Annotated in this window: 18 protein-coding genes; 10 read left to right on the top strand and 8 right to left on the bottom strand. The window is 59.9% G+C overall.

The window, feature by feature from the left end; genetic code table 11:
- The first annotated feature begins 53 nt into the window (after positions 1-53).
- The 3 genes from RN347_RS04470 to RN347_RS04460 are packed head-to-tail and all read left to right on the top strand — an operon-like array spanning position 54 to position 4,133.
- Positions 54-1,217, top strand: a complete 1,164-nt coding sequence (locus tag RN347_RS04470; protein ID WP_311960317.1) for a PQQ-dependent sugar dehydrogenase — start codon at positions 54-56, stop codon at positions 1,215-1,217.
- Positions 1,218-1,275: 58 nt separating this feature from the next.
- Positions 1,276-2,724, top strand: coding sequence for an ATP-binding protein (locus tag RN347_RS04465; protein ID WP_263584796.1), 1,449 nt, complete (start codon positions 1,276-1,278; stop codon positions 2,722-2,724).
- 11 nt (positions 2,725-2,735) lie between these two features.
- Positions 2,736-4,133 carry a sigma-54 dependent transcriptional regulator gene (locus tag RN347_RS04460; protein WP_311960316.1) on the top strand — a complete coding sequence of 466 codons (1,398 nt, stop codon included), beginning with the start codon at positions 2,736-2,738 and terminating at the stop codon, positions 4,131-4,133.
- Between the two features lie 78 nt (positions 4,134-4,211).
- Here the strand turns inward: RN347_RS04460 and RN347_RS04455 are convergent, their stop codons facing one another.
- Together RN347_RS04455 and RN347_RS04450 are read right to left on the bottom strand one after the other, a co-directional pair.
- Positions 4,212-4,406: a hypothetical protein gene (locus tag RN347_RS04455; RefSeq protein WP_263584798.1), complete on the bottom strand. Its 195-nt coding sequence runs from the start codon at positions 4,404-4,406 to the stop codon at positions 4,212-4,214.
- 278 nt (positions 4,407-4,684) lie between these two features.
- Positions 4,685-5,140, bottom strand: coding sequence for a hypothetical protein (locus tag RN347_RS04450; RefSeq protein ID WP_311960315.1), 456 nt, complete (start codon positions 5,138-5,140; stop codon positions 4,685-4,687).
- Between the two features lie 428 nt (positions 5,141-5,568).
- On the opposite strand from RN347_RS04450, the gene RN347_RS04445 reads away from it, so the two are divergent.
- The 5 genes from RN347_RS04445 to RN347_RS04425 all read left to right on the top strand — a co-directional run bounded on the left by RN347_RS04445 (position 5,569) and on the right by RN347_RS04425 (position 12,513).
- Entirely contained in the window at positions 5,569-6,771 is a 1,203-nt protein-coding gene (locus tag RN347_RS04445) for a glycine betaine/L-proline ABC transporter ATP-binding protein (RefSeq protein ID WP_311960314.1), read from the top strand.
- Positions 6,771-7,607 carry a proline/glycine betaine ABC transporter permease gene (locus RN347_RS04440; protein WP_263584801.1) on the top strand — a complete coding sequence of 279 codons (837 nt, stop codon included), beginning with the start codon at positions 6,771-6,773 and terminating at the stop codon, positions 7,605-7,607. Before RN347_RS04445 ends, RN347_RS04440 begins: the two co-directional genes overlap by 1 nt.
- Before the next feature lie 164 nt (positions 7,608-7,771).
- Positions 7,772-8,641, top strand: coding sequence for a glycine betaine ABC transporter substrate-binding protein (locus RN347_RS04435; RefSeq protein ID WP_263584802.1), 870 nt, complete (start codon positions 7,772-7,774; stop codon positions 8,639-8,641).
- Positions 8,642-8,814: 173 nt separating this feature from the next.
- A complete protein-coding gene (locus tag RN347_RS04430) occupies positions 8,815-10,455 on the top strand; it encodes a BCCT family transporter (RefSeq protein ID WP_409335784.1) in 1,641 nt (546 codons plus the stop codon).
- A gap of 396 nt (positions 10,456-10,851) precedes the next feature.
- Complete coding sequence (locus RN347_RS04425) at positions 10,852-12,513, top strand: BCCT family transporter (RefSeq protein WP_311960313.1); 1,662 nt, start codon at positions 10,852-10,854, stop codon at positions 12,511-12,513.
- Between the two features lie 108 nt (positions 12,514-12,621).
- On the opposite strand, the gene RN347_RS04420 is transcribed toward RN347_RS04425, so the two are convergent.
- From RN347_RS04420 to RN347_RS04410, 3 genes are all read right to left on the bottom strand, one after another.
- Complete coding sequence (locus RN347_RS04420) at positions 12,622-13,347, bottom strand: 3'-5' exonuclease (RefSeq protein WP_263584805.1); 726 nt, start codon at positions 13,345-13,347, stop codon at positions 12,622-12,624.
- A 10-nt stretch (positions 13,348-13,357) separates the two neighbouring features.
- Entirely contained in the window at positions 13,358-15,259 is a 1,902-nt protein-coding gene (locus RN347_RS04415; RefSeq protein WP_263584806.1) for a DUF294 nucleotidyltransferase-like domain-containing protein, read from the bottom strand.
- A 183-nt stretch (positions 15,260-15,442) separates the two neighbouring features.
- Positions 15,443-15,835 (bottom strand): DUF4168 domain-containing protein, encoded by a 393-nt coding sequence (locus RN347_RS04410; RefSeq protein ID WP_263584807.1) that lies wholly within the window; start codon positions 15,833-15,835, stop codon positions 15,443-15,445.
- A gap of 131 nt (positions 15,836-15,966) precedes the next feature.
- Here RN347_RS04410 and RN347_RS04405 point away from each other — a divergent pair, with 131 nt between their 5' ends.
- Entirely contained in the window at positions 15,967-16,908 is a 942-nt protein-coding gene (locus RN347_RS04405; protein ID WP_311960312.1) for a DMT family transporter, read from the top strand.
- Here RN347_RS04405 and mtgA read toward each other — a convergent pair.
- The 3 genes from mtgA to RN347_RS04390 all read right to left on the bottom strand — a co-directional run bounded on the left by mtgA (position 16,890) and on the right by RN347_RS04390 (position 19,733).
- Complete coding sequence (gene mtgA, locus RN347_RS04400; protein WP_263584809.1) at positions 16,890-17,606, bottom strand: monofunctional biosynthetic peptidoglycan transglycosylase; 717 nt, start codon at positions 17,604-17,606, stop codon at positions 16,890-16,892. The two genes, RN347_RS04405 and mtgA, sit on opposite strands and share 19 nt — an antisense overlap.
- A 10-nt stretch (positions 17,607-17,616) precedes the next feature.
- Complete coding sequence (fghA, locus tag RN347_RS04395) at positions 17,617-18,471, bottom strand: S-formylglutathione hydrolase (protein ID WP_263584810.1); 855 nt, start codon at positions 18,469-18,471, stop codon at positions 17,617-17,619.
- A gap of 152 nt (positions 18,472-18,623) precedes the next feature.
- Positions 18,624-19,733, bottom strand: coding sequence for an S-(hydroxymethyl)glutathione dehydrogenase/class III alcohol dehydrogenase (locus RN347_RS04390; RefSeq protein WP_263584811.1), 1,110 nt, complete (start codon positions 19,731-19,733; stop codon positions 18,624-18,626).
- A gap of 134 nt (positions 19,734-19,867) precedes the next feature.
- Between RN347_RS04390 and RN347_RS04385 the strand changes: the two genes are divergently transcribed.
- Positions 19,868-20,755 carry a LysR family transcriptional regulator gene (locus RN347_RS04385; protein WP_311960311.1) on the top strand — a complete coding sequence of 296 codons (888 nt, stop codon included), beginning with the start codon at positions 19,868-19,870 and terminating at the stop codon, positions 20,753-20,755.
- Positions 20,756-20,895: the final 140 nt, after the last annotated feature.

Below are 20,895 nucleotides of genomic sequence, written 5' to 3'. Positions count from 1 at the left end.
GCACACGCGCAGTCACTGCTGGATCGACGTCAAACCCTGGTCGGAGAGCTCTCATGTTCTACCCCGCTGCCCCGTTGTCCTCGTCCCTTCGCGCCTTTGGCGTTCTGGGTGGGCTTGTGCTTTTAACCGGCGCCGGTAGCGCCCAGGCCGAAATGACCCATGAAGCCGTTGCAACCGACGCCGTCACGTTCTCGATCGAGCGCGTAGCCGATGGCCTGACTCGCCCCTGGGCGGTCGCGTTTCTACCCGACGGGCGGTATCTGGTGAGCGAACGAAGCGGCGCGCTCAATCTGGTGGATGATCAGGGTCATATCGAGGCGCTCGAGGGCATGCCCGAGGTCAGCACCCAGGGCCAGGGCGGGCTTCTGGATGTAGTGCTCCATCCGGCGTTTGGTGACGGCGAGCACGACTGGATCTACTTCACCTGGAGTAAACCGGATCAAAACGGCACGCGCACGGCGCTTTCGCGGGTGCGCTGGGAAGGCGACGGTCTGGGCGAGCTCGAGCACCTGTTCGAGCAGGACCGGGCCTCGGGCCCCGGGCGTCACTACGGCTCGCGGCTGGCGTTTTTGGACGACGGCACGCTGGTCATGAGCGTCGGCGATCGCGGCTCCGACCCAACCCGTGCCCAGGCGCGCGACGACCACGCCGGCTCTACCCTGCGCCTGACCGAGACCGGCGGCGTACCGGCAGACAACCCGTTCGTCGATGACGGCGCCACGCTCGATGAAATCTATACGCTGGGCAATCGCAACATCCAGGGCATGACCGTTCGCGACAACGGCGAGCTTTGGGTATCCGAGCACGGCCCGCGCACCGGCGACGAGCTGAACTTGATCCAGCCCGGCGAAAACTATGGCTGGCCGGAGGTCACGCTGGGCAACGATTACGCCACCAACGAGCCGCTGGGCGTCGACGCCAAACCGGGCATGACCGGCCCGGCCGTCGCCCTCGAGGGCCGCTTTGCGCCGTCCGGGCTTGCCGAGGTGAACAGCGAGCGCTTTACCGCCTGGCAGGGCAATCTGCTGGCCGGCGGCCTATCCAGCGAAAAGCTCGAGCGCTTCGTGATCGCAAGCGGCCGCGCCGTGGAGAGCGAAGTGGTGCTCGAAGGTGAAGTCGGGCGCATTCGCGACGTGCGCCAGGGCCCAGACGGCGGCATTTACCTTTTGACCGACAGCGACCAGGGCGGGCTTTATCGCTTGCTGCCGACCGACTGACTGACGCTTGAATGACTTTTAACGGCTTTTAATAACACCTGGCGGCGACGGACACGCGATGCGCTTACGCAATTTAATGATTCTGACGGTCATCGTGCCGCTGTTCGTGGCGCTGGTGGTGTTCAGCTTCGTGGCGATCAAGGCGCTCGAGGACAACGTGCGCTCGAAGCTTCAAACCGAGGTCGAAATCATTACCCGGGCGCTGAGCACCTCGCTGAGCTACGCCGTCGCCCGCGAAAGCGCCGCGCCGCTGGAAGAGGCGCTGCAGTCGGCGTTCTCGTTTCACCGGATCTACGGCGCCTACGTGTTCGATGTGCAGGGCCGGGAGATCTACGGGCTGGGCCTTGGCAAGAATCTTTTCACCCCGGACGAGATTCAAAGCGTGATCTCGCGGGACGATCTTTACAGCAACTACCGCCAGCACGACGGCTGGACCTACTACTCGGCGCTGATTCCACTGCGCACCCAGGACGGCACCGTCTACGGCGTGCTGCAGGTCAACCGACTCAACACCGGCATCGAGAACTACACGGGGTTTATCAGTATCGTGGCGGTGCTGGTATTCATCATCGGCGCCGGCGGTATCGTACTCAGTATCTGGTGGGGGTTTCGTCGCTACATCGAGCGGCCATTGAACCAGCTTCTGCGCGTCATGCTGCTGGTCGAGGATGGCGACCGGCGTCAGCGCGCAAGCGTCGAAGGGCCAGCAGAGTATCGCCGGCTGGCCTCCGGACTCAACGGCATGCTCGACGCCATGGCCGAGAAGGACCGCGACATCGATGCCCGCCGGGAGCGCGAAATCGAACTCGAAAAGCGCCTGCGTAAATCCAAAAAACTCGCCGAGCTTGGCGTGTTGGCCGCCGGGGTCGCCCATGAGATCGGCGCGCCGCTCACCGTGATCAACGGCCAGGCCCAGCGTTTGGCGCGGCGCGACGTGATCGGCGACGACGAGCGCGCCCGGCTTGGGCGTATTCGCGGCGAGGTCGAGCGCATAGTCGAGATCGTGCGCCAGCTCATGGAGCTTGGCCGACAACACAACGTGGAGAAAGAGAAGCAGTCGCTCGATCACCTTATCACCAGCGCAAGCCAGCTGGTGGAAGAGGAGTTGGAGCCCCGCGGCATCCGGCTGGACGTCAAACTTCCTACCCCACCGCTTTGGGTCATGGTCGACGGCCAGCAGGTCGTGCAGGTGCTGACCAATCTGCTGCGTAACGCCGCCCAGGCGCCGGAGGTTAGCCTTATCCGGGTTCGCGCGCAGGAGAACAGCCGTGAAATGACGCTTTGGGTCGAGGACGACGGCCCGGGCATTCCGGTATCGCACCATCAGCAGGTGTTCGATCCGTTTTTTACCACCAAGCCCGTGGGCCAGGGTAGCGGGCTGGGGCTTTCGATGGTACACCGCATTATCAATGATCACGGCGGGACGATTGGCGTGTTCGACAGCGCCCTCGGGGGAGCAGGATTTGAAATCACCCTCCCCTTGAGTGAAGACACCGCATCCGCTTGAGGAAAACGTTTGTGACCGAACAGGAACACGCTTTACCGCTTCTGGTCGTCGAGGACGACCCCGCCATTCGCGAACTGCTCGAAGAGGAGCTCAATGACGCCGGCTACACCACGCTTGGCGTACCGAGCGCCGAAGAGGCCGTGGCGCTTTTGAGCCACACGCCGGTGGCGATGATGATCACCGACGTGCGCTTGCCGGGCATGTCCGGTATCGAGCTATTGCAACAACTTCGCCAGAGCGGCTCGGAGCTTGGCATCATCGTGATTACCGCCTTTGGCACCATCGACCAGGCGGTCGAGGCACTCAAGCTCGGCGCCAATGACTTTCTCACCAAGCCACTGGATCTGGAGGCCATTCGCGAGGCGGTTTTTCGCGTGCTGGAGCGCCAACGCCTGGCGCTTTCTCACGATGCCGAGCTTACCCACTTTCACGGCATCGTGGGCAAAAGCCCGACCATGCAGGGGCTTTTCCACGACGCCTCCAGGCTTGCCAAAAGCAGCGCGCCGATCCTCATTCTGGGCGAAAGCGGCACCGGCAAGGAGCTTTTGGCCCGCGCCATTCACCAGGAAAGCCCGCGCCATGATGCGCCCTTCGTGCCGGTCAACTGCGCCAGCATTCCCGCCGACCTGATGGAGAGCGAATTCTTTGGCCACATAAAGGGCGCCTTCACCGGTGCCAACGAAGCGCGTAAGGGGCTTTTTCAAAGCGCCCAGGGCGGCAGTCTGTTTCTCGACGAAATCGGCGAAATGCCGATCAACCTGCAGGCCAAGCTTTTGCGCGCGCTGCAGGAGAAAACGATTCGCCCGGTAGGCGGCGAGCGCGAAGAGCCGGTGGATGTGCGCATCATCGCCGCGACCCACCGCGATCTGGACAAGGAGATCGAGGCGCAGAATTTCAGAAGCGACCTGTTCTATCGTCTGGAGACCTTTTCACTGCGCATTCCGCCGCTTCGCGAGCGCGGCAGCGACATCGAGCATCTGGTATTTGCGCTGATCGACAAGCACGCCGACGCTCAGGGCAAGCAGATCGAACAGATCGAGCCCGAGGCGCTCAATACGCTGTTGAGCTACTCCTACCCGGGCAACGTGCGTGAACTCGAAAACGCGATCATGCGCGCCGTCACCCTCAGTGAAGAGGGCGTGTTACAGCATGGCGATCTGCCGGAGCGGCTTCGCGATCACGTCAGTGCTCAGTCGGACGCCGAGTTTACCCCAACGCTCAGGGGTGAAGTGCTGTCGGGCACCCAGACACCCGCCCCGGCGCCCGCCCGCTGGCCAAGCCTTGAGGAGGTCGAAAAGCGCTATATCCGCAAGGTGCTCGAGGCGACCGGCGGCAACAAGCGGCGCACTGCCGAAGTGCTGGGTATCGCCCGCCGCACGCTCTACCGCCGTCTCGAGGATGACAGCTAGTCATGCGTTGATGGCCAAAAAATGGCCAGACAGTCGCGGCTGTCTGGCCATTGGGAGATCAAAACCGCCCGTGTTCGATTAGACGCCGTCACTCGGCGTTTCGCCGGCATCGTCGTTGGACATCGGGCCCGTGCCCATGGGCTGCTGCTCCTCGGGCTCGGCGTCCGGGTTGGGCGCGTCGGGTTCGCCACAGCCGGTAAGGCCGAGCGCACCAAAGGCCAGCAGAGCGCTTAACAGCAGCGCTTTAAAACGGTCGCCACGTTGTTGTGCCATGTGTCTTTCTCCTTGACCTTGTGAAGTCGCGTTCCTTGAAGCGATCTGCCCGTACAGAGCCTCTTAAACCTAGCGCTGACGCCTGGTTTTTGCCAGTGCTGCAAACGTTTCAAACCCCTTTCTCCTCCCATGGGTACAAAAAAACCCCCGCAGGCGCGGGGGTAATGGTAATGAAGCATTGAGCGCAGCCGCAGGGAACGGACAGCCCGCTCGATTCATTACCGTAGGGAGCGGTCATCTAACCGGGTCTGTTCACCGGGTCGATTTACTGAGCCGATTTACTGGGTGGTTTCGTCGTCGCGTTCGCCGTCGCCCGGTGCAGAGCCCGGCATCGGCTCGGTACCGTCACCAAAACCGGGATTCTCTTCCGGGTCCTGATCGTCCATGGCACCTTCGCTACTGGGCATCGGCTCCTGCGAGGTCGTGGCGTTACTTTCAAGGCCCGGGTCGCTCATCGCCGGGCCGTCGGCCATTGCCGGGTCGTCAGCCATTGCCGGGTCGTTACTCATGGCCGGGTCATTGGCCATACCGGGCTCTTCGTTCATGGCCGGGTCGTTCGCGGTCCCACCCTGCTCCATGGTCTCGGGCTGCTGAGCCGGCGGCATCTCATCTTCATCGTCGCCGCCGCAACCGGCAAGCGTCAATGTGCTGGCAGTCAGCAGCATGCCAAGGGCAACGAGCGATTTGCGTTTGAACATCGGTTTGCCTTGTTTTTCCATAAAACGTTTATCCATAAAGCCTGCCTCCATTGAATCCAGCGAGCTAGTCAGGCTGCCATTCCTGGCAATTGCGTCGAATCCTTCGACCCTGAATCTTCAACGCGTGTCGTTGAAAGTGGTGTTACACAAGTCGTGCCACTGCAGCACTGAATTTTAATTTTTAAATAAAAATCAATAGTTTATAAAAAATTACCCCGACCTTTTGGATTAATCTATGCTAATGGGAGGCAGGCACAAAATGACACATGTAGCGTTAGTTCACCGTGTCGGCCGGGCGTTGTGACACACTGATGCGACTTATGTATAATAATTTTTAATAATACAGCTGGTAATCGTTAATTTACTTTTATGATCTCCGGGAAACCGTGGCAGGCTCCTGTCTTCAAAGCCTGCGCGTTAGAGAGATAGCCAACGATAAATCACTCCATAAAAAGGTTCGATTAATGGATGAAACACGTCCTGTCAAAATCAAGGTTCGTAATTTAAGCAAGGTATTTGGGAAACAGCCAAAAAAAGCACTCGAGCTACGCGACCAGGGCCTCAAACGCCCGGAGATACTCGAGCAGACCGGACAAACGTTGGGCCTTTCCAACATCACCTTCGACGTTTATGAAGGTGAACTTTTGGTCATCATGGGGCTTTCAGGCTCCGGCAAGTCCACCCTGATTCGCTGTTTGAATCGCCTGATCGACTCCACCGAAGGCGAGATCGTCATCGACGACGAGAATATTCCGTCGCTCGGCGAGAAGAAGCTTCTTGAGTGTCGTCGTCGCCATTTCTCCATGGTGTTTCAGAACTTTGCGCTTTTTCCCCACCGCACCGTTCAGCAAAACGCTGAATTTGGCCTCGAGATTCGCGGCGTCGACAAGGCCGAGCGCCGAGAGCTTGGCTACAACTCGTTGCAGCAAGTGGGGCTGGGCGGTTGGGAAGATGCCTATCCCCACCAGCTTTCCGGCGGTATGCAGCAACGCGTGGGGCTAGCGCGGGCGCTGGCCAACGATGCCAGCGTCCTGCTGATGGACGAGGCGTTCTCCGCGCTCGACCCGTTGATCCGCAAGGAGATGCAGCAGGAGCTTTTGCAGCTTCAAACGCGCATGCAGAAAACCACCGTGTTCATCACCCACGATCTGGACGAGGCGCTGTCGATCGGTGATCGCATCGTGCTCTTAAAAGATGGCGAAGTGGTCCAGATCGGTACACCGGAAGAAATTCTCACCAAGCCCGCCGACGACTACGTGCGCCGCTTCATCGAAGGGGTGGACCGCTCGCGTATTTTGACCGCCGAGAGCGCCATGCGCCCGGTGCGCACCAGCATTCGTGACACCGACGGCCCGCGCGTAGCACTTCGCCGCATGCGCGATTACAGCATCGACTCCATCTACGTGACCGACCGCGACCGCCGCCTCAAGGGGCTGTTGGAGGCGGACGCCGCCAGTCAGGCCATCGAAGCCGGTGACGAAACGCTGGATGCCTACCTCACCCAGGATTTCCGTCTGGTCACCCCACAGGAGCCCCTGCAGCACCTGTTCGCCATGTTTAGCGAAAAAGGCTTTCCAGTCGCCGTGGTCGACGAGGAGAAGCGCCTTCTGGGCGTTATCGTCAAGGGCGCAGTACTGGATGAACTGGCACGAGCAGGAGATCAGTAATGGACAACCTTCCCCGTATTCCCCTGGGCAATTGGATCGAAACCGCACTGCGCTGGCTGACCAGCGAGTACTCGGTCGTCACCCGCGCGATTTCACGCGTGACTCAAACCGGTATCAGTAGCCTGAACGACGCCCTGATGTGGCTACCCGAGTGGGCGCTGATGGCGCTCATCGCCCTGCTCTGCTGGCGGCTGGCGAGCCCGCGTTTGGCGATCGGCGCGGTAGCGGGTCTGGCGCTAATCTGGAACATGGATCTCTGGAACCCGATGATCGAAACGCTGACGCTGGTGGTGATCGCCACGCTCGTGGCGGTCGTCATCGCGCTTCCCATCGGCATCCTGGCGGCACTTTCCGACCGACTTTACAAGGTGATCATGCCGATTCTGGATTTCATGCAGACCATGCCGGCGTTCGTCTACCTGATTCCAGCGATTCCATTTTTCGGTATCGGCGCGGTATCGGCGATTTTCGCTACCGTGATCTTCTCCATGCCGCCGGCCATACGCTTCACGACGCTCGGCATTCGCCAGGTCCCGACGGATTTGATCGAGGCCGCCGATGCCTACGGCGCCACGCGCAGTCAAAAACTCTTCAAGGTGCAGCTGCCGCTGTCGCTGCCCACGGTGATGGCCGGTATCAACCAGACCATCATGCTGGCGCTGTCGATGGTGGTGATCGCCGCGATGATCGGCGCTGACGGGCTTGGCAGCGAAGTGTGGCGTGCCATTCAGCGCCTGCGCCCGGGCGATGGTTTCGAGGCCGGTATCGCGGTCGTCATTCTGGCCATGCTGCTCGACCGTTTGACTCAGGCGCTACGTAAATCAAAGCGTCAATGAGGCCATGGCCTTATCGCGCGGGCGCGCAAAACTTGAAGCCCACGCTATAAGCCACCATGCTTGGGAAGCCAAAACCAGCGCTCTCGCGCGGTTTGGCTTCTCATAAGATGAAGGCTTTTTTTGCCTTTTATAAAAGTGTTACACATTCAAAAAAGGGAAACAGCATGAAAACACGCATCAATCGTTCTGTTCGTCTTGCCACGCTCGGGCTCATGACTGGCAGCGCCCTGCTCGCCGGCGGCTTTGCTCAGGCCCAGGAGCAAGGCACGGTCAACCTGGCCTACGTCGAATGGTCCTCCGAGGTCGCCTCCACCAACGTGATCGCCGCCGTGCTCGAGCAGCAAGGCTATGAGGTGAACATGACCTCGCTCTCCGCAGCGGCCATGTTCCAGGCACTTTCGACCGGCGATGCCGACGCGATCGTCGCGGCCTGGCTTCCCACCACCCACGCCGACTACATGGAGCGCATTGGCGGCGACGTCGAGGACCTGGGCCCAAATCTGGACGGTACCAAGCTTGGTCTGGTCGTTCCCGAATACACCGAGGTGAACTCGATCGATGAGCTCAACGACAACGCCGAGCTGTTCGACGACGAGATCATCGGCATCGACCCCGGTGCCGGCCTGATGGGGCTGGCAGAGGAAGCCGTCGATACCTATGATCTTGATCTTCGCCTGCGCAGCGGTAGCGACGCGACCATGGTGGCGGCGCTGGATAACGCCATCAACAACGAAGAAGACATCGTCGTGACCAGCTGGACACCGCACTGGATGTTCGCCCGCTGGGACCTCAAGTACCTGGACGACCCGGAAGGCGTGTTCGGCGGCGCCGAGCAGATCCATACCGTGGTTCGCAACGGCTTCGAGGACGACATGCCCGGCGCCTACGCCATTCTGGACGCCTTCGAGTGGACCCCGGAGCAGATGGGCGAAGTCATGCTCATGAACCAGGAAGACGGCAGCGACCCCTATGAAAACGCCAAGCAGTGGGTCGAAGAGAACCAGGACGTTGTCGAGCAGTGGCTCGATTCGTAATCGCGACCGTGGCCCGGCCCAAGCGCCGGGTTAACAAAAGGCTTGTACAAACAGTTTGTACAAGAGGGGTGTTTCTTATACAACTGACGGGCAGGCGCTTCGCGACCTCGTTTTACCCGGCATCCCTATGGTCGTACACCTAGCGAATTCGATTCAACATGGAGAAAGATCGAGTGGAAAACGAAAAACCCAATCAGCCCAAGGAAGAGCCGGTCGGTGAGGGTATCCCCTCCCCGGACGGGCCAGCGAACCTCATCGATACCGATTACGTTATCGGTCAGGACAATTTCACCGCCGAAAAAATGGGCTTGAGGCTCGACCTCCACGGTAAAGTCTTTACCATTTCGTCTATCGTCGTGACGCTGTTCGTCGTGTTGACGTTGGCGCTTCAGGACAATATTTCGTTCATCTACGATGCCATCTTTGGCTTTTTGACCGGCAATCTGTCCTGGTTCTTCATTCTTACCGCCAACGTTTTCGTCATCCTGTGCCTGGGCCTGATCGTCTCGCCGTTAGGTAAAATTCGCATTGGCGGTGCCAACGCCAAACCGGATTTTACCTACATGGGCTGGTTTTCGATGCTGTTCGCCGCGGGCATGGGCATTGGCCTGATGTTCTTTGGCGTCAGCGAGCCGCTGACCCACTTCGGTACCTCCATCGAGGGCGGCAGCGGTGCACCGCTTTCCGGTGCCGAAGGTGACGCTGCGGGCGCGACGGCGCTGGCCATGGCCGCGACCATCTTCCACTGGGGCCTGCACCCGTGGGCGATCTATGCCGTCGTTGCACTGTCGCTTGCGCTTTTTGCCTTCAACAAGGGCCTACCGCTCTCCATGCGCTCGGTGTTCTATCCGATTCTGGGCGAGCGCGTGTGGGGCTGGCCGGGCCACTGCATCGACATTCTGGCAGTATTCGCTACGCTTTTCGGTCTCGCCACCTCGCTGGGCTTGGGTGCTACTCAGGCCGCCGCGGGCCTCACCTATCTTTTCGGCGCGCCGGAAAGCGACATCACCATGATTCTTTTGATCGTGGGTATCACCTGCGTGGCGATCTGCTCGATCGTGGCTGGCGTGGACAAGGGCGTTCAGCTGCTGTCCAAGATCAACATCGCCCTGGCCGCCGGACTTTTGTTCTTCGTGATCGCCGTTGGCCCGACGCTGTTCATCGCCACTGGCTTCTTCGAGAACCTGTTCAACTACGTCGTCAATTTGCCGGCGCTCTCCAACCCCTTCGGCCGTGAAGACGTTGGCTTCACTCATGGCTGGACTGCCTTCTACTGGGCCTGGTGGATCTCCTGGTCTCCGTACGTCGGCATGTTCATCGCCCGCGTATCGCGCGGCCGCACGGTGCGTGAATTCCTGATCTCGGTATTGATCGTCCCGTCCGTCGTCTCGGTTCTCTGGATGACCACCTTCGGGGGTACTGCGATCGATCAGTACGTAAGCCAGGGCATCGAAACGGTGCGCGACGCCGGCGTCGACCTGCAGCTCTTCTTGATGTTGGAACAGCTGCCGCTGTCGGATATCACCTCCTTCATCGCCATCGTGCTGGTCATCGTGTTCTTCGTGACCTCATCGGACTCCGGTTCGCTGGTCATCGATTCGATCACCGCTGGCGGCAAGGTCGACTCGCCGATCCCCCAGCGTGTGTTCTGGGCCTCCATCGAGGGTGCGATCGCCATCGCGCTGCTGCTCGGCGGTGGCCTGACGGCGCTGCAAACCATGGCGGTCTCTACCGGCCTGCCCTTCGCGTTTATCCTGCTGGTGTCGTGCTACGCCATCATCAAGGGTTTGATGAGCGAACCCAAGGCGGTTTAATCGCAAGCCGTACGAAAACGGGCAGCCTCAGGGCTGCCCGTTTTTTTACGTGCGGTGAAAATGGCGCCAACGTGCGGTCAGGCAGGGCCCGGGAGTCCATGACCGGCCTGGGTTCTGTCTGAAAAGTCGGCGAGCGAAGACAGGACAAGGCAAAAATGGGCGAAGAAACGGAGTTTACAGTGAGTAAATGAGTATTCTGAGCCAATTTTTAACGCCGTATTGTCGAGCGCAGGCACTTTTCAGACAGAACCTGGTGAAAAGCCGTACCGCCCGTCAGGTAACCACCGCGTTTACGAATTAATTTTTTTACAAACCATATTCATGGAGGCGCAAAAGTATAATTATTGTTAATATACTGCGCAACAAACACGACACGCCGTCAAGGCGTGTTTTTTTATGCAAAGCGCAGAGGTAACCGTGGACAAGCAAGAACCCAATCACTCATCGGACGAGCCGGCGTCAGACGGTATACCCGCCCCCGAAGGGGCAGCGAATTTGATCGATACCGATTACGTCGTGGGTCAGGACAACTTCACGACCAACAAGATGGGGATCAACCTCGACCTTCACGGTAAGGTATTTAGTATCTCCGCCGTGATCGTGCTGCTGTTCGTGGTATTGACGCTGGCGCTGCAGGATACCATTGCGCCCGTCTACGACGCCATTTTCGACTTTCTGACCGGCAATCTTTCCTGGTTCTTTATCGCCGTGGCCAATGTTTTTGTCATTTTATGCATTGGTTTGATTTTCTCGCCGCTTGGCAAGATACGCCTGGGGGGAACCAACGCAAAGCCTGACTATACCTACATGGGCTGGTTTTCGATGCTGTTTGCCGCCGGTATGGGCATCGGCTTGATGTTCTTTGCAGTCAACGAGCCGCTCACCCATTTTGGCACCTCTTTTGATGGCGACGGCTGGGCGCCTCTGGGCGGTGCCGAGGGAGATACGGCGGTGGCGACGTCGCTTGCCATGGCCGCCACTATCTATCACTGGGGTCTGCACCCCTGGGCGATCTACGCCATCGTGGCCCTTTCACTGGCGCTGTTCTCGTTCAACAAGGGGTTGCCGCTTTCGATCCGCTCGGTGTTCTACCCCATTCTTGGCGAGCGCGTCTGGGGCTGGCCCGGGCACGTGATCGATATTCTAGCAGTGTTCGCCTCGCTCTTTGGTTTGGCAACGTCGCTTGGGCTCGGTGCCAGCCAGGCCGCGGCGGGGCTATCGTATCTGTTCGGCGCGCCGGAAAGCGATATCACCATGATCCTTTTGATCGTGGGCATCACGATGTTGGCCATTGCTTCGCTAGCGGCCGGTGTCGATAAGGGCATGCAGCTTCTGTCCAAAATCAACATCGTGATGGCGGCGGCGCTTTTGTTCTTCGTGATCGCCGTTGGCCCGACACTGTTCATCCTGACCGGCTTTTTCGAGAACCTGTGGAGCTACGCGGCCCACTTCCCCGCCCTTTCCAATCCTTTTGGTCGTGAAGATGCCGACTTCAGCCAGGGCTGGACCACCTTCTACTGGGCCTGGTGGATCTCCTGGTCTCCGTACGTGGGCATGTTCATCGCCCGCGTCTCACGGGGCCGCACGGTTCGCGAATTCCTGATTTCCGTTTTGATCATCCCATCCATGGTATCGGTACTCTGGATGACGACCTTTGGCGGCACGGCCATCGATCAATACATCAACCAGGGCATCAGCGCCGTGCGCGACGCGGGTGTCGATCTGCAGCTGTTTTTGATGCTGGAGCAACTGCCGCTTTCGCAAATCACCTGCTTCGTGGCGATCCTGCTGGTCGTTTTCTTCTTCGTGACCTCTTCTGATTCGGGCTCTCTGGTAATCGACTCGATCACCGCCGGCGGCAAAATGGATGCTCCGACGTCGCAGCGGGTATTCTGGGCGATCATCGAAGGCGCGATCGCTATTGCGCTGCTGCTCGGCGGCGGTTTGACCGCGCTGCAAACCATGGCGGTCTCCACCGGCTTCCCCTTCGCGCTCATCCTGCTGGTGGCCTGCTACGCCATCATCAAGGGACTGATGAGCGAGCCCAAAACGGTGTGATAATAAGGCAATATGATCCAGGGTCGTTCCAGCCCTAGCGCTACGACAACGGGCAGCCAAAGGGCTGCCCGTTTTTTATGCCTGAATGTCTTGGCGCTTGTGCCGGTTTTAACACCAAAAGGTCTTGAGCAGCGTATCGCGGGAATAGCGGTGCGCGACCTGCGCTTGAAAGAGCTCGGCGGTGGCCAGCGCGTCGGTCAGCGCGTGGTGGCCCTGGTAGGTGGGAAGCCCGTAGCGCTGACGGCTGGCATCCAATCGAATGGAGACCGGCGGACGGCCCAGCCAGCGGCGAAACCGCGACCAGAGCGTTTGACGGTGAAGCCTTGCCTCCAGCGACATGGTGTCGATCATGGGAAACAGCACCCCTTCGCCGCGGCGTGACTTCACCGCCGCGTCCAGAAACGGCCGCTCGATGTTGCGAAAATGCACCACGACGAGCCTTCCTGCCAGCTCGTCGAGCAAGGGCTCGAGCACCTCGTCCAGATCCGGCGCATCGCTGACCTCCGAGTGGGTGATGTGGTGATACGTCACCGACTCCTCGCTCAAGGGCCGGGGCGGCTTGACCACCCAGTAGCGCCGGCTGGAGAGCGGGATACGATCGAGCGTGAAGTGGATCAAGCCGATGCTGACGATGGCGTGGCGGCGCTCGTCGAGCCCGGTGGTTTCCATATCCAGTGCCACCATGGGCACTTCCGAGATGGGCGTGTCCGGACCAGGAAGCTCGGTGTCGAAAAAGCGCTTCAGGGCGTCGTCCTGAGCGACCGCGCTTCGCTTTTTCATGTAGCCATTCCAGTCGGCCTGATTGACGCGCTGGCGCGGGCGTATTCCTTTCATGGTGACGTCCTTAGCGCTGGGCCGGAATGGGGTAGCGAAACTTCAAGAACTTCTGCGCATTGCTCAACACCTGGAAGGCGTCCTTGAGGGTGTGGCGCTCGCTGTCGTCGACGTTTTCCGGCTCGATGTTGTTGTCCGGTTCGCGCTCCTCCTGAAGGTCGATCATCTGGTGGCGAAGCCTGGACATGTGCAGAAACTCGAGCGCGTAGCTGAGCTTGTCGCTCACCCCCGAGGCGAGTAGCTGGGTGTTGTCGATATCGTTCAAGCGCTGGAAGCTGTTTTGCGCCTTGGAGCCGCAGGCCAGCGCGTGGACGCGAATCAGATCCACCATCGGCGCGGTGCCGCGGCGCTTCAGGTTGATGGAGTTGTTGTGCTTGCCGTCCTTCTCCATGACGATGGTGCGGAAAAACCCGAGCGGCGGCGTGCGGTTGAGCGCGTTTCGCGCCATGGCGGCGAGAAAGCGCGGCGCCTGTGGCGCGCGCTGGGCGATCAAGTCCTGCAGCGTTTCCACGTAATGGTCCTCGCCGTAAATGCTGTCCAGATCGAAAAAGATCGAGCTGTGAAGCAGCTTCTCCGGCGTCGGGTTGGCGATCCACTCCTCGAAGTAGCCTTTCCAAACGTGCAGCGGCTGGCGCCACTGACGGTTGGTCGCCATGATATCGCCTTTGCAGTAGGTGTAGCCGCAGGCGTCCAACCCGTCGCTGACGATCTTTGCCAGCGCCTTGAAGTACTCGTCGTGCTGCTCCGGATCGAAGCGGTCCGACAGGATCAGGGCGTTGTCCTGGTCGGTGACGATGCCCTGCTCGTTGCGCGCCATGGAGCCGTTGACCATGAAGCAGTACGGCACCGGCGGCGGGCCGAGCTCCTCCTCGCCAAGCTCCAAAAGGCGCCGAGTGAAGCTTCGCCCGATCGTCGACAGCGCGCTCCCCACCATGACCGAGTTAGCGCCCTCCTGCAGCATGCGCACGAAGGCGGCGCGCACGTCCGAGGCGAGTCGCGCCAGGCCCTGAACGCTTGACTGGTTGAAGATATTGCTCACCAGATAGAGCCCGCTGTGGGTTTCGTAACGGATGATATCGGACAGATGCACCACCCCGACCGGGCGCTGGCGGTAGAGCACCGGTAGATGGTGGACGTTGCTGCGCAGCATGATCAGCATCGCCTCGTACACCGAGGCGTCGGACTGAACCGTGATCAGGTGATCGGACACCACGTCGCCCACCTGGGTTTGCGGCGAGAGACCCTTGGCCACCACGCGGTTGCGGAAATCGCTGTCGGTGAGGATGCCGCACATCTGCCAGGTCTTGCCCTCGCTGTCCTTGAAACTGTAGCGCGGGTTATCGCTGCCCTCGTTGATCACCAGTACCGCCGAGGCCTGGGCCTGGCCGACCTGAATCGCCGCATCCTGAACGCTGATGGTCGACTCCACCATGACCGGATAGCGTGTGACCAGCTTACGAATCCGGGTGACCATCATGTCGTTGGATTTTTTTTGCTGCTGCGCGACGCTTTCAAGGCGCGGGCGCTCGAGCTCGACGAAGTCGGCAAAATCCTCGTCTTCTTCACAAAGGCGCTGAAAAATGTCCTTTGGGATGAAGTACATCAGGGTGTCTTCGATGGCGGTGGCCGGAAAACGCACGCGATGATTACGCAAAAGGCTGAAATGACCGAAGATATCGCCTTCGCCCAAGCGGTTATAAAGCTCGCCCCGGCGACGATAGACCTCGACTGCGCCGCTTCGGATATAGCAAAGCTCGTCGAGCACTTCGTTGAGTTTCAAAACCTCGGTGCCGGTCTTGAAGTAGCGTATCTCGACACTTTCGGCGATCGCGTCCAAAAGCTCGTCGGACAGCCCGTCGAAGGGGGGAAACTGCCCCATGTGCTGGCGTATTTCCCACAGTTCCACATCCATAATGACTCCTCGGTGAAGCGCTCGCCCGTTTGGCACCAAGTTTGGCGGCATATCCCTGGCCGGTAAAGCGGGGCACACAAAAAAGCCCGGCGAAAAACGCCGGGCTTTTTAAGCTCAGAACCTGCTTGACGCCTTAAAGAGCGCGCCCGACACTGAACCGGTCGGGGCTTGGCGTCGGTCTCATCAGGACTGGCTTGCCATCTCTTGAACGCGCTGCATCATTTCCGGATCCTGCTGGATGGACTGGCCGATGGCGTTGAACGTGTCGACGTCCAGACCGCTACCTTCGACCACTTCGATCATGCGCTCGTTGGCTTCAGCGCGAACTTCCTGTTGAGCGGACTCGTCTTCTGCTTCCTGCAGGCGCTGTGTGTACTCTTGCGAGATCACGGCGATTTCTTGAGAAGCATCGGCGAACTGCTGTAGCTGCTCGTCAGAAAAGTCCTGCGTCGGAGCGGCTTGTTGGGTGGCCGCGGAATCCTGCGCTGGCTCTTGTTCCTGCTGGGCCTGAGCAGTACCTGCCATCAAACCGGTTGCAAGAAGTGCAGCTGAAAACAAGGCAGTCAATCGTTGCATGATAAGAAACCTCTTTGCGCGTTATGTATGTGGTGACTCAGACGCAGCGCGCTCCAACAGGTTCAATTTTTAGTGTAATTATAAGTAACAGCAAGTTAATAAATGAAAACATCCATTCCTGAAGGTGAGCCATGCGCTTCTCGACCGATGCCACGCCCCGCGCGCGAATAGCGCACGCCGGACTGACGACCATGCCATTTGTGTTCGTACTGCTTTGGAGCACCGGCTTCATTGGCGCCAAGTTCGGCCTACCCTACGCCGAGCCCTTCACCTTTTTGTTCATTCGCTTCGTACTGACGCTGTTGCTGCTGGTTCCGCTGGCCTTCGTCATGAAGGCCCCCTGGCCGCACGCGACCGCGCTTTGGGCGCACATTGGCGTTTCGGGGTGTTTGGTGCATGGAGCGTACCTGGGCGGAGTGTTTTACGGCATCTATCTGGGCATGCCGTCGGGGCTTGCCGCGCTGCTGGTGGGGCTTCAGCCGCTGTTGACGGCACTTTTGTCAGGCCCTTTTTTAGGCGAGCGTCTCACATACTGGCAGTGGCTGGGGCTTTCGCTGGGGCTTGTCGGCATCGCACTGGTACTGGGCAGCAAGCTGGAGTCCGGCCGGCAACTTTTTGATGGTTTCGGTTTTGATGCACTGGCGTGTGTGCTCGTTGCCCTGTTGGGTATTTCACTGGGCACGCTTTACCAAAAGCGCTTCTGTACGCAAATGGCGCTTCTTTCCGGCACGGTGATTCAGTATCTGGCGGCGGGAGCGCTGCTGGGGGTCGGGGCGCTTTTGTTTGAAACCCGCGAAGTGACGCTGGCGCCGACGTTTCTACTGACTCTAGGCTGGCTGGTACTGGTGCTGTCGATCGCCGCCATTCTGCTCTTAATGGCGCTGATCCGCCAGGGCGAAGCGTCGAAAGTGGCGAGTCTGTTCTATCTGGTGCCGCCGGTTACGGCGCTACAGGCGTGGTGGCTGTTTGACGAGCGGCTGCCGCTATTGGGCCTTTTGGGTATGGTCGTGGCCATTGTCGGAGTGATGCTGGTGATCCAGCGCTCGCCACCGGCTCAAAGCCGCTCCAAATAGCCGACCCCGCCCAGGTTTCGCATCTGACGGCGAATCCACTGGCTGCGCCGCTCGACCTGGGCATCCGGGCGGGCGGCGCTTCTGTTGCGCGGGTCGGGCAAAATCGCCGCCAAAAGGCTCGCCTGGCGCTCGGTCATCGCACTGCCCGAGGCGCCGAAGTAGTGATCCGCCGCAGCTTCGAGCCCGAATACGCCGGTATCCCACTCGGCCACGTTCAAGTACACCTCGAGAATGCGAGTCTTGCTCCAGAAGGTCTCGATCAACAGCGTAAACCAGGCCTCGAGCCCTTTGCGCAGCCAGCTTCGTCCGCTCCAGAGAAATACGTTCTTGGCGGTTTGCTGGCTCAGGGTGCTCGCTCCGCGCAGGCGTGAGCCGTCCTGGCTTGCCTGCCAGGCGCGCTTGAGTTCGACGAAATCGAAGCCGCGATGCTCGGGAAAGCGCTGATCCTCCGCAGCGATAACAGCGAGCTTGGCGTTGCTCGAGAGCTCATCGAAACTGCGCCACTGATGGGTGATGGTGATCGGCTCGCCGGCGATGATGCTCTGAATCTTGCGCTCGACCATGACCATCGACCCCGGCGGCGGCACCACCTTGAACAGCAACACCAGCGCGACCGAGAGCACCACGAAGGCCAGCGCGCCACGCCAGACGATACGCCAGAGTCGTTCAAGCCAGCGGCGCAGCGCGCGATTGAGCATTACAGAATCCTTAGCGTTTCATGAGATGCTGCGCATGATAGCGCAAATGCTCTTCGATGAACGAGGCAATGAAGAAGTAGCTGTGATCATAGCCTGGCTGACGACGAAGCGTGAGCGGGTGATCGTGCTCTTCGCACACGGCTTCCAGACGCTCGGGCATGAGCTGCTCTTCCAAAAACTGGTCGGCATCACCCTGGTCGATGAACAGGCGCTGGCGCGAGGCGCCGTTGGCCACCAGCTCGCAGGCGTCGTACTGGCGCCAGCTCGATTCATCTTCGCCAAGGTAGTTCGTGAACGCTTTCTTGCCCCAGGGGCAGTTCATTGGGTTTACCACCGGCGAGAAGGCCGATACCGAGCTGAAGCGGCCAGGATGGCGCAGCGCCAGAATCAGCGCGCCGTGGCCGCCCATGGAGTGGCCGCTGATCGACTCGCGTCCGTTGACCGGAAAGTGCTGGCGCACCACCGACGGAAGCTCCTCGACCACGTAATCGTACATGCGGTAGTGGCTTTTCCAGGGTGCCTTTGTGGCGTTGACGTAGAAGCCGGCGCCGGAGCCGAAGTCATAGCTTTCGTGCTCGCCGGGCAGGTCGGTTTCCCGGGGGCTCGTATCCGGGCAGACGATGGCGATGCCGAGCTCGGCGGCCACGCGGTGAGCACCGGCTTTCTGCATGAAGTTTTCGTCGTTACAGGTGAGCCCGGAGAGCCACCAGACCAGCGGCACGCGCTCGTTTTCGGCCTGCGGCGGCAGGTAGACGGCGAAGACCATATTGCAGTCCAGTGCCCGCGAGTAGTGGCGGTAGCGCTTGTGCCAGCCGCCGAAGCTTCTGTTGGCAGACACAAGTTCCAGGGTTTCGCTCATGCTCATGAGTGCGCTCCTGACGATGAAAACGCGGCGGGAAATACCGCCGCGTTTTGTTTCACTGTAGTGGTAACTATAGTGGTTAACTGTAGTGGTAAATGACGAGCTCTAACATCCGGGTGACAGAAAGCGGGCTCGCCTTTTGTCACCGCGGCTCATCAGTAGTGCAGTACGGTACGAATGCTCTTGCCTTCGTGGAGCAGATCGAAGGCTTCGTTGATCTTCTCGAAGGGCATGTCGTGGGTGATGAAGTCGTCGATGTTGATCTCGCCGTTCATGTAGCGCTCCACGTAACCGGGAAGCTCGCTTCTGCCCTTGACGCCGCCAAACGCCGAGCCTTTCCAGACCCGGCCGGTGACCAGCTGGAACGGACGGGTAGAGATCTCTTCGCCAGCACCGGCCACGCCGATGACGATCGACTCTCCCCACCCCTTGTGGCAGCACTCCAGCGCCGAGCGCATGACGTTGACATTGCCGATGCATTCGAAGGAGTAGTCGACGCCGCCATCGGTCAGATCGACGATGACCTGCTGAATCGGGTCTGAATATTTCTTGGGATTGACGAAGTCGGTGGCGCCGAACTGTTTGGCCAGCTCGAACTTGTCCTCATTGACGTCGATGGCGATGATCCGGCCCGCCTTCGCCATGACCGCCCCCTGAATGACTGCCAGACCGATGGCGCCCAGACCAAACACGGCGACCGTCGCGCCCGGCTCGACCTTCGCGGTGTTGAGTACCGCGCCGATACCGGTAGTCACGCCGCACCCGAGCAGGCAAATCTTGTCCATCGGCGCTTCCGGCGATACCACCGCCAGCGACACTTCCGGCACGACCGTGTACTCGCTGAAGGTTGAGGTTCCCATGTAGTGGTGCAGCTTCTTGCCGTCGAGCGAGAAGCGCGAGGTGCCGTCGGGCATTACGCCCTTGCCCTGGGTGGCGCGCACGCTGCCGCACAGGTTGGTCTTGCCAGACTTGCAGAACTTGCACTCGCCGCACTCGGCGGTGTAGAGCGGAATCACGTGGTCGCCGGGTTTCAGGCTGGTCACGCCCTCGCCCACTTCCTGCACGACACCGGCGCCTTCATGGCCCAGCACCGAGGGAAAGAGCCCTTCCGGGTCGGAGCCCGAGAGCGTATAGGCGTCGGTGTGGCACACGCTCGTGGCGGCCATTTTCACCAGCACTTCGCCCTTTTTCGGACCCTCGACGTCGATTTCGACGAGCTCGAGCGGCTTACCCGCTTCAAGCGCTACCGCAGCGCGTGACTTCATATCAAATCTCCTGGGATAAAGAGCCGAACGTTTGCTCCATGCCAGCCAGTGTAGCCACCTGTGCGAACGGGATAAACAGGGATATACTCACAAGATTGTTGCTCATCAGCAATAATTGGCTTTGAAGGAGTTTCATGCAGCGCTGGGATCGTATCGAAGCCTTCGTCGAAGTGGTGCGGCTGGGCACCTTTTCTGCGGCGGCGCGCCATCTGAAAGTATCGACATCGCACACCAGCCGACTGGTCAGCCAGCTCGAGAATCAGCTCGGCGTGCAGCTTTTGTATCGCACCACGCGCCAGATTCGCCTGACCGACGCCGGCTCACTCTATGTAGAGCACTGTCGCCACCTGTTCGATGGGCTGCGCGACGCCGAGCAAATGATCAACAAGCTTCAAGCCAAACCCAGCGGCCTTTTGAAGCTCACTGCAGCCACCACCTTCGGCGAACGCTACGTCGCCCCGCTGGTCAACGACTTTCAGTGCCAGCACCCGGCGCTCGAAGTGCACATGCACTTCACCAACCGGGCGGTGGAGCTGATCGACGAAGGCTTCGACATCGCCATTCGCATGGGCGTGCTCAAGGATTCCAGCCTCATCGCCAAGCGTTTGTGCGAGCGCCGCGAATACATCGTTGGTTCCAGCGACTATTTCCGCCAGGCACCGCGCCCGCATACGCTCTCGGAACTCAGCCAGCACCCGTGTCTGCTGGGCTCGCGCCCGTTTTGGCTATTCGAGGTCAACGGCCAGCGCCGCGAGGTTCGCCTGGAGGGGCGGTGGAGCGGCAACTCCGGCCCGGCCCTTCTGGATGCCGCGCTCAAGGGCCTGGGGCTTGCCCAGCTTCCCGACTACTATGTGGCGCCTTATCTGAAAAGCGGCGAGCTGGTCGCGGTGCTGGAGCCGTTTCAGCATCACGACACCGCGGTGTGGGCGGTCTATCCGCGCCACCGCCACCTCTCGCCTAAAATTCGCCAGCTGGTAGACTACCTGGCGACCCATATCGATACCGGACTACCGGAACGCTAATACAAGGCCGTTCTTGCGGCTTTGGAGGGTGTCCGCGGGCGAGTGCCTCGGGCATTATCAGGGTGCGAGCAAAGCAAAGTGACGATATAATGAACATTCAATGCTGAATGTTTATGATCCGCGTCACGCCCCGTAAGGAT

The sequence above is a fragment of the Halomonas sp. PAMB 3264 genome (assembly GCF_031954245.1).
Lineage (GTDB): Bacteria > Pseudomonadota > Gammaproteobacteria > Pseudomonadales > Halomonadaceae > Vreelandella.
The sequence above is the reverse complement of the archived record's forward strand: the minus strand, read 5'-3'. Positions and strand labels throughout refer to the sequence as shown.

What these genes read in the sequence shown, in the direction of transcription:
- RN347_RS04470 (WP_311960317.1), top strand. Translation starts at nt 54, where the DNA reads ATGTTCTACCCCGCTGCCCCGTTGTCCTCGTCCCTTCGCGCCTTTGGC.
- RN347_RS04465 (WP_263584796.1), top strand. Translation starts at nt 1,276, where the DNA reads ATGCGCTTACGCAATTTAATGATTCTGACGGTCATCGTGCCGCTGTTC.
- RN347_RS04455 (WP_263584798.1), bottom strand. Translation starts at nt 4,406, where the DNA reads ATGGCACAACAACGTGGCGACCGTTTTAAAGCGCTGCTGTTAAGCGCT.
- RN347_RS04450 (WP_311960315.1), bottom strand. Translation starts at nt 5,140, where the DNA reads ATGGATAAACGTTTTATGGAAAAACAAGGCAAACCGATGTTCAAACGC.
- RN347_RS04445 (WP_311960314.1), top strand. Translation starts at nt 5,569, where the DNA reads ATGGATGAAACACGTCCTGTCAAAATCAAGGTTCGTAATTTAAGCAAG.
- RN347_RS04440 (WP_263584801.1), top strand. Translation starts at nt 6,771, where the DNA reads ATGGACAACCTTCCCCGTATTCCCCTGGGCAATTGGATCGAAACCGCA.
- RN347_RS04435 (WP_263584802.1), top strand. Translation starts at nt 7,772, where the DNA reads ATGAAAACACGCATCAATCGTTCTGTTCGTCTTGCCACGCTCGGGCTC.
- RN347_RS04425 (WP_311960313.1), top strand. Translation starts at nt 10,852, where the DNA reads ATGCAAAGCGCAGAGGTAACCGTGGACAAGCAAGAACCCAATCACTCA.
- RN347_RS04420 (WP_263584805.1), bottom strand. Translation starts at nt 13,347, where the DNA reads ATGAAAGGAATACGCCCGCGCCAGCGCGTCAATCAGGCCGACTGGAAT.
- RN347_RS04415 (WP_263584806.1), bottom strand. Translation starts at nt 15,259, where the DNA reads ATGGATGTGGAACTGTGGGAAATACGCCAGCACATGGGGCAGTTTCCC.
- RN347_RS04410 (WP_263584807.1), bottom strand. Translation starts at nt 15,835, where the DNA reads ATGCAACGATTGACTGCCTTGTTTTCAGCTGCACTTCTTGCAACCGGT.
- RN347_RS04405 (WP_311960312.1), top strand. Translation starts at nt 15,967, where the DNA reads ATGCGCTTCTCGACCGATGCCACGCCCCGCGCGCGAATAGCGCACGCC.
- mtgA (WP_263584809.1), bottom strand. Translation starts at nt 17,606, where the DNA reads ATGCTCAATCGCGCGCTGCGCCGCTGGCTTGAACGACTCTGGCGTATC.
- fghA (WP_263584810.1), bottom strand. Translation starts at nt 18,471, where the DNA reads ATGAGCATGAGCGAAACCCTGGAACTTGTGTCTGCCAACAGAAGCTTC.
- RN347_RS04390 (WP_263584811.1), bottom strand. Translation starts at nt 19,733, where the DNA reads ATGAAGTCACGCGCTGCGGTAGCGCTTGAAGCGGGTAAGCCGCTCGAG.
- RN347_RS04385 (WP_311960311.1), top strand. Translation starts at nt 19,868, where the DNA reads ATGCAGCGCTGGGATCGTATCGAAGCCTTCGTCGAAGTGGTGCGGCTG.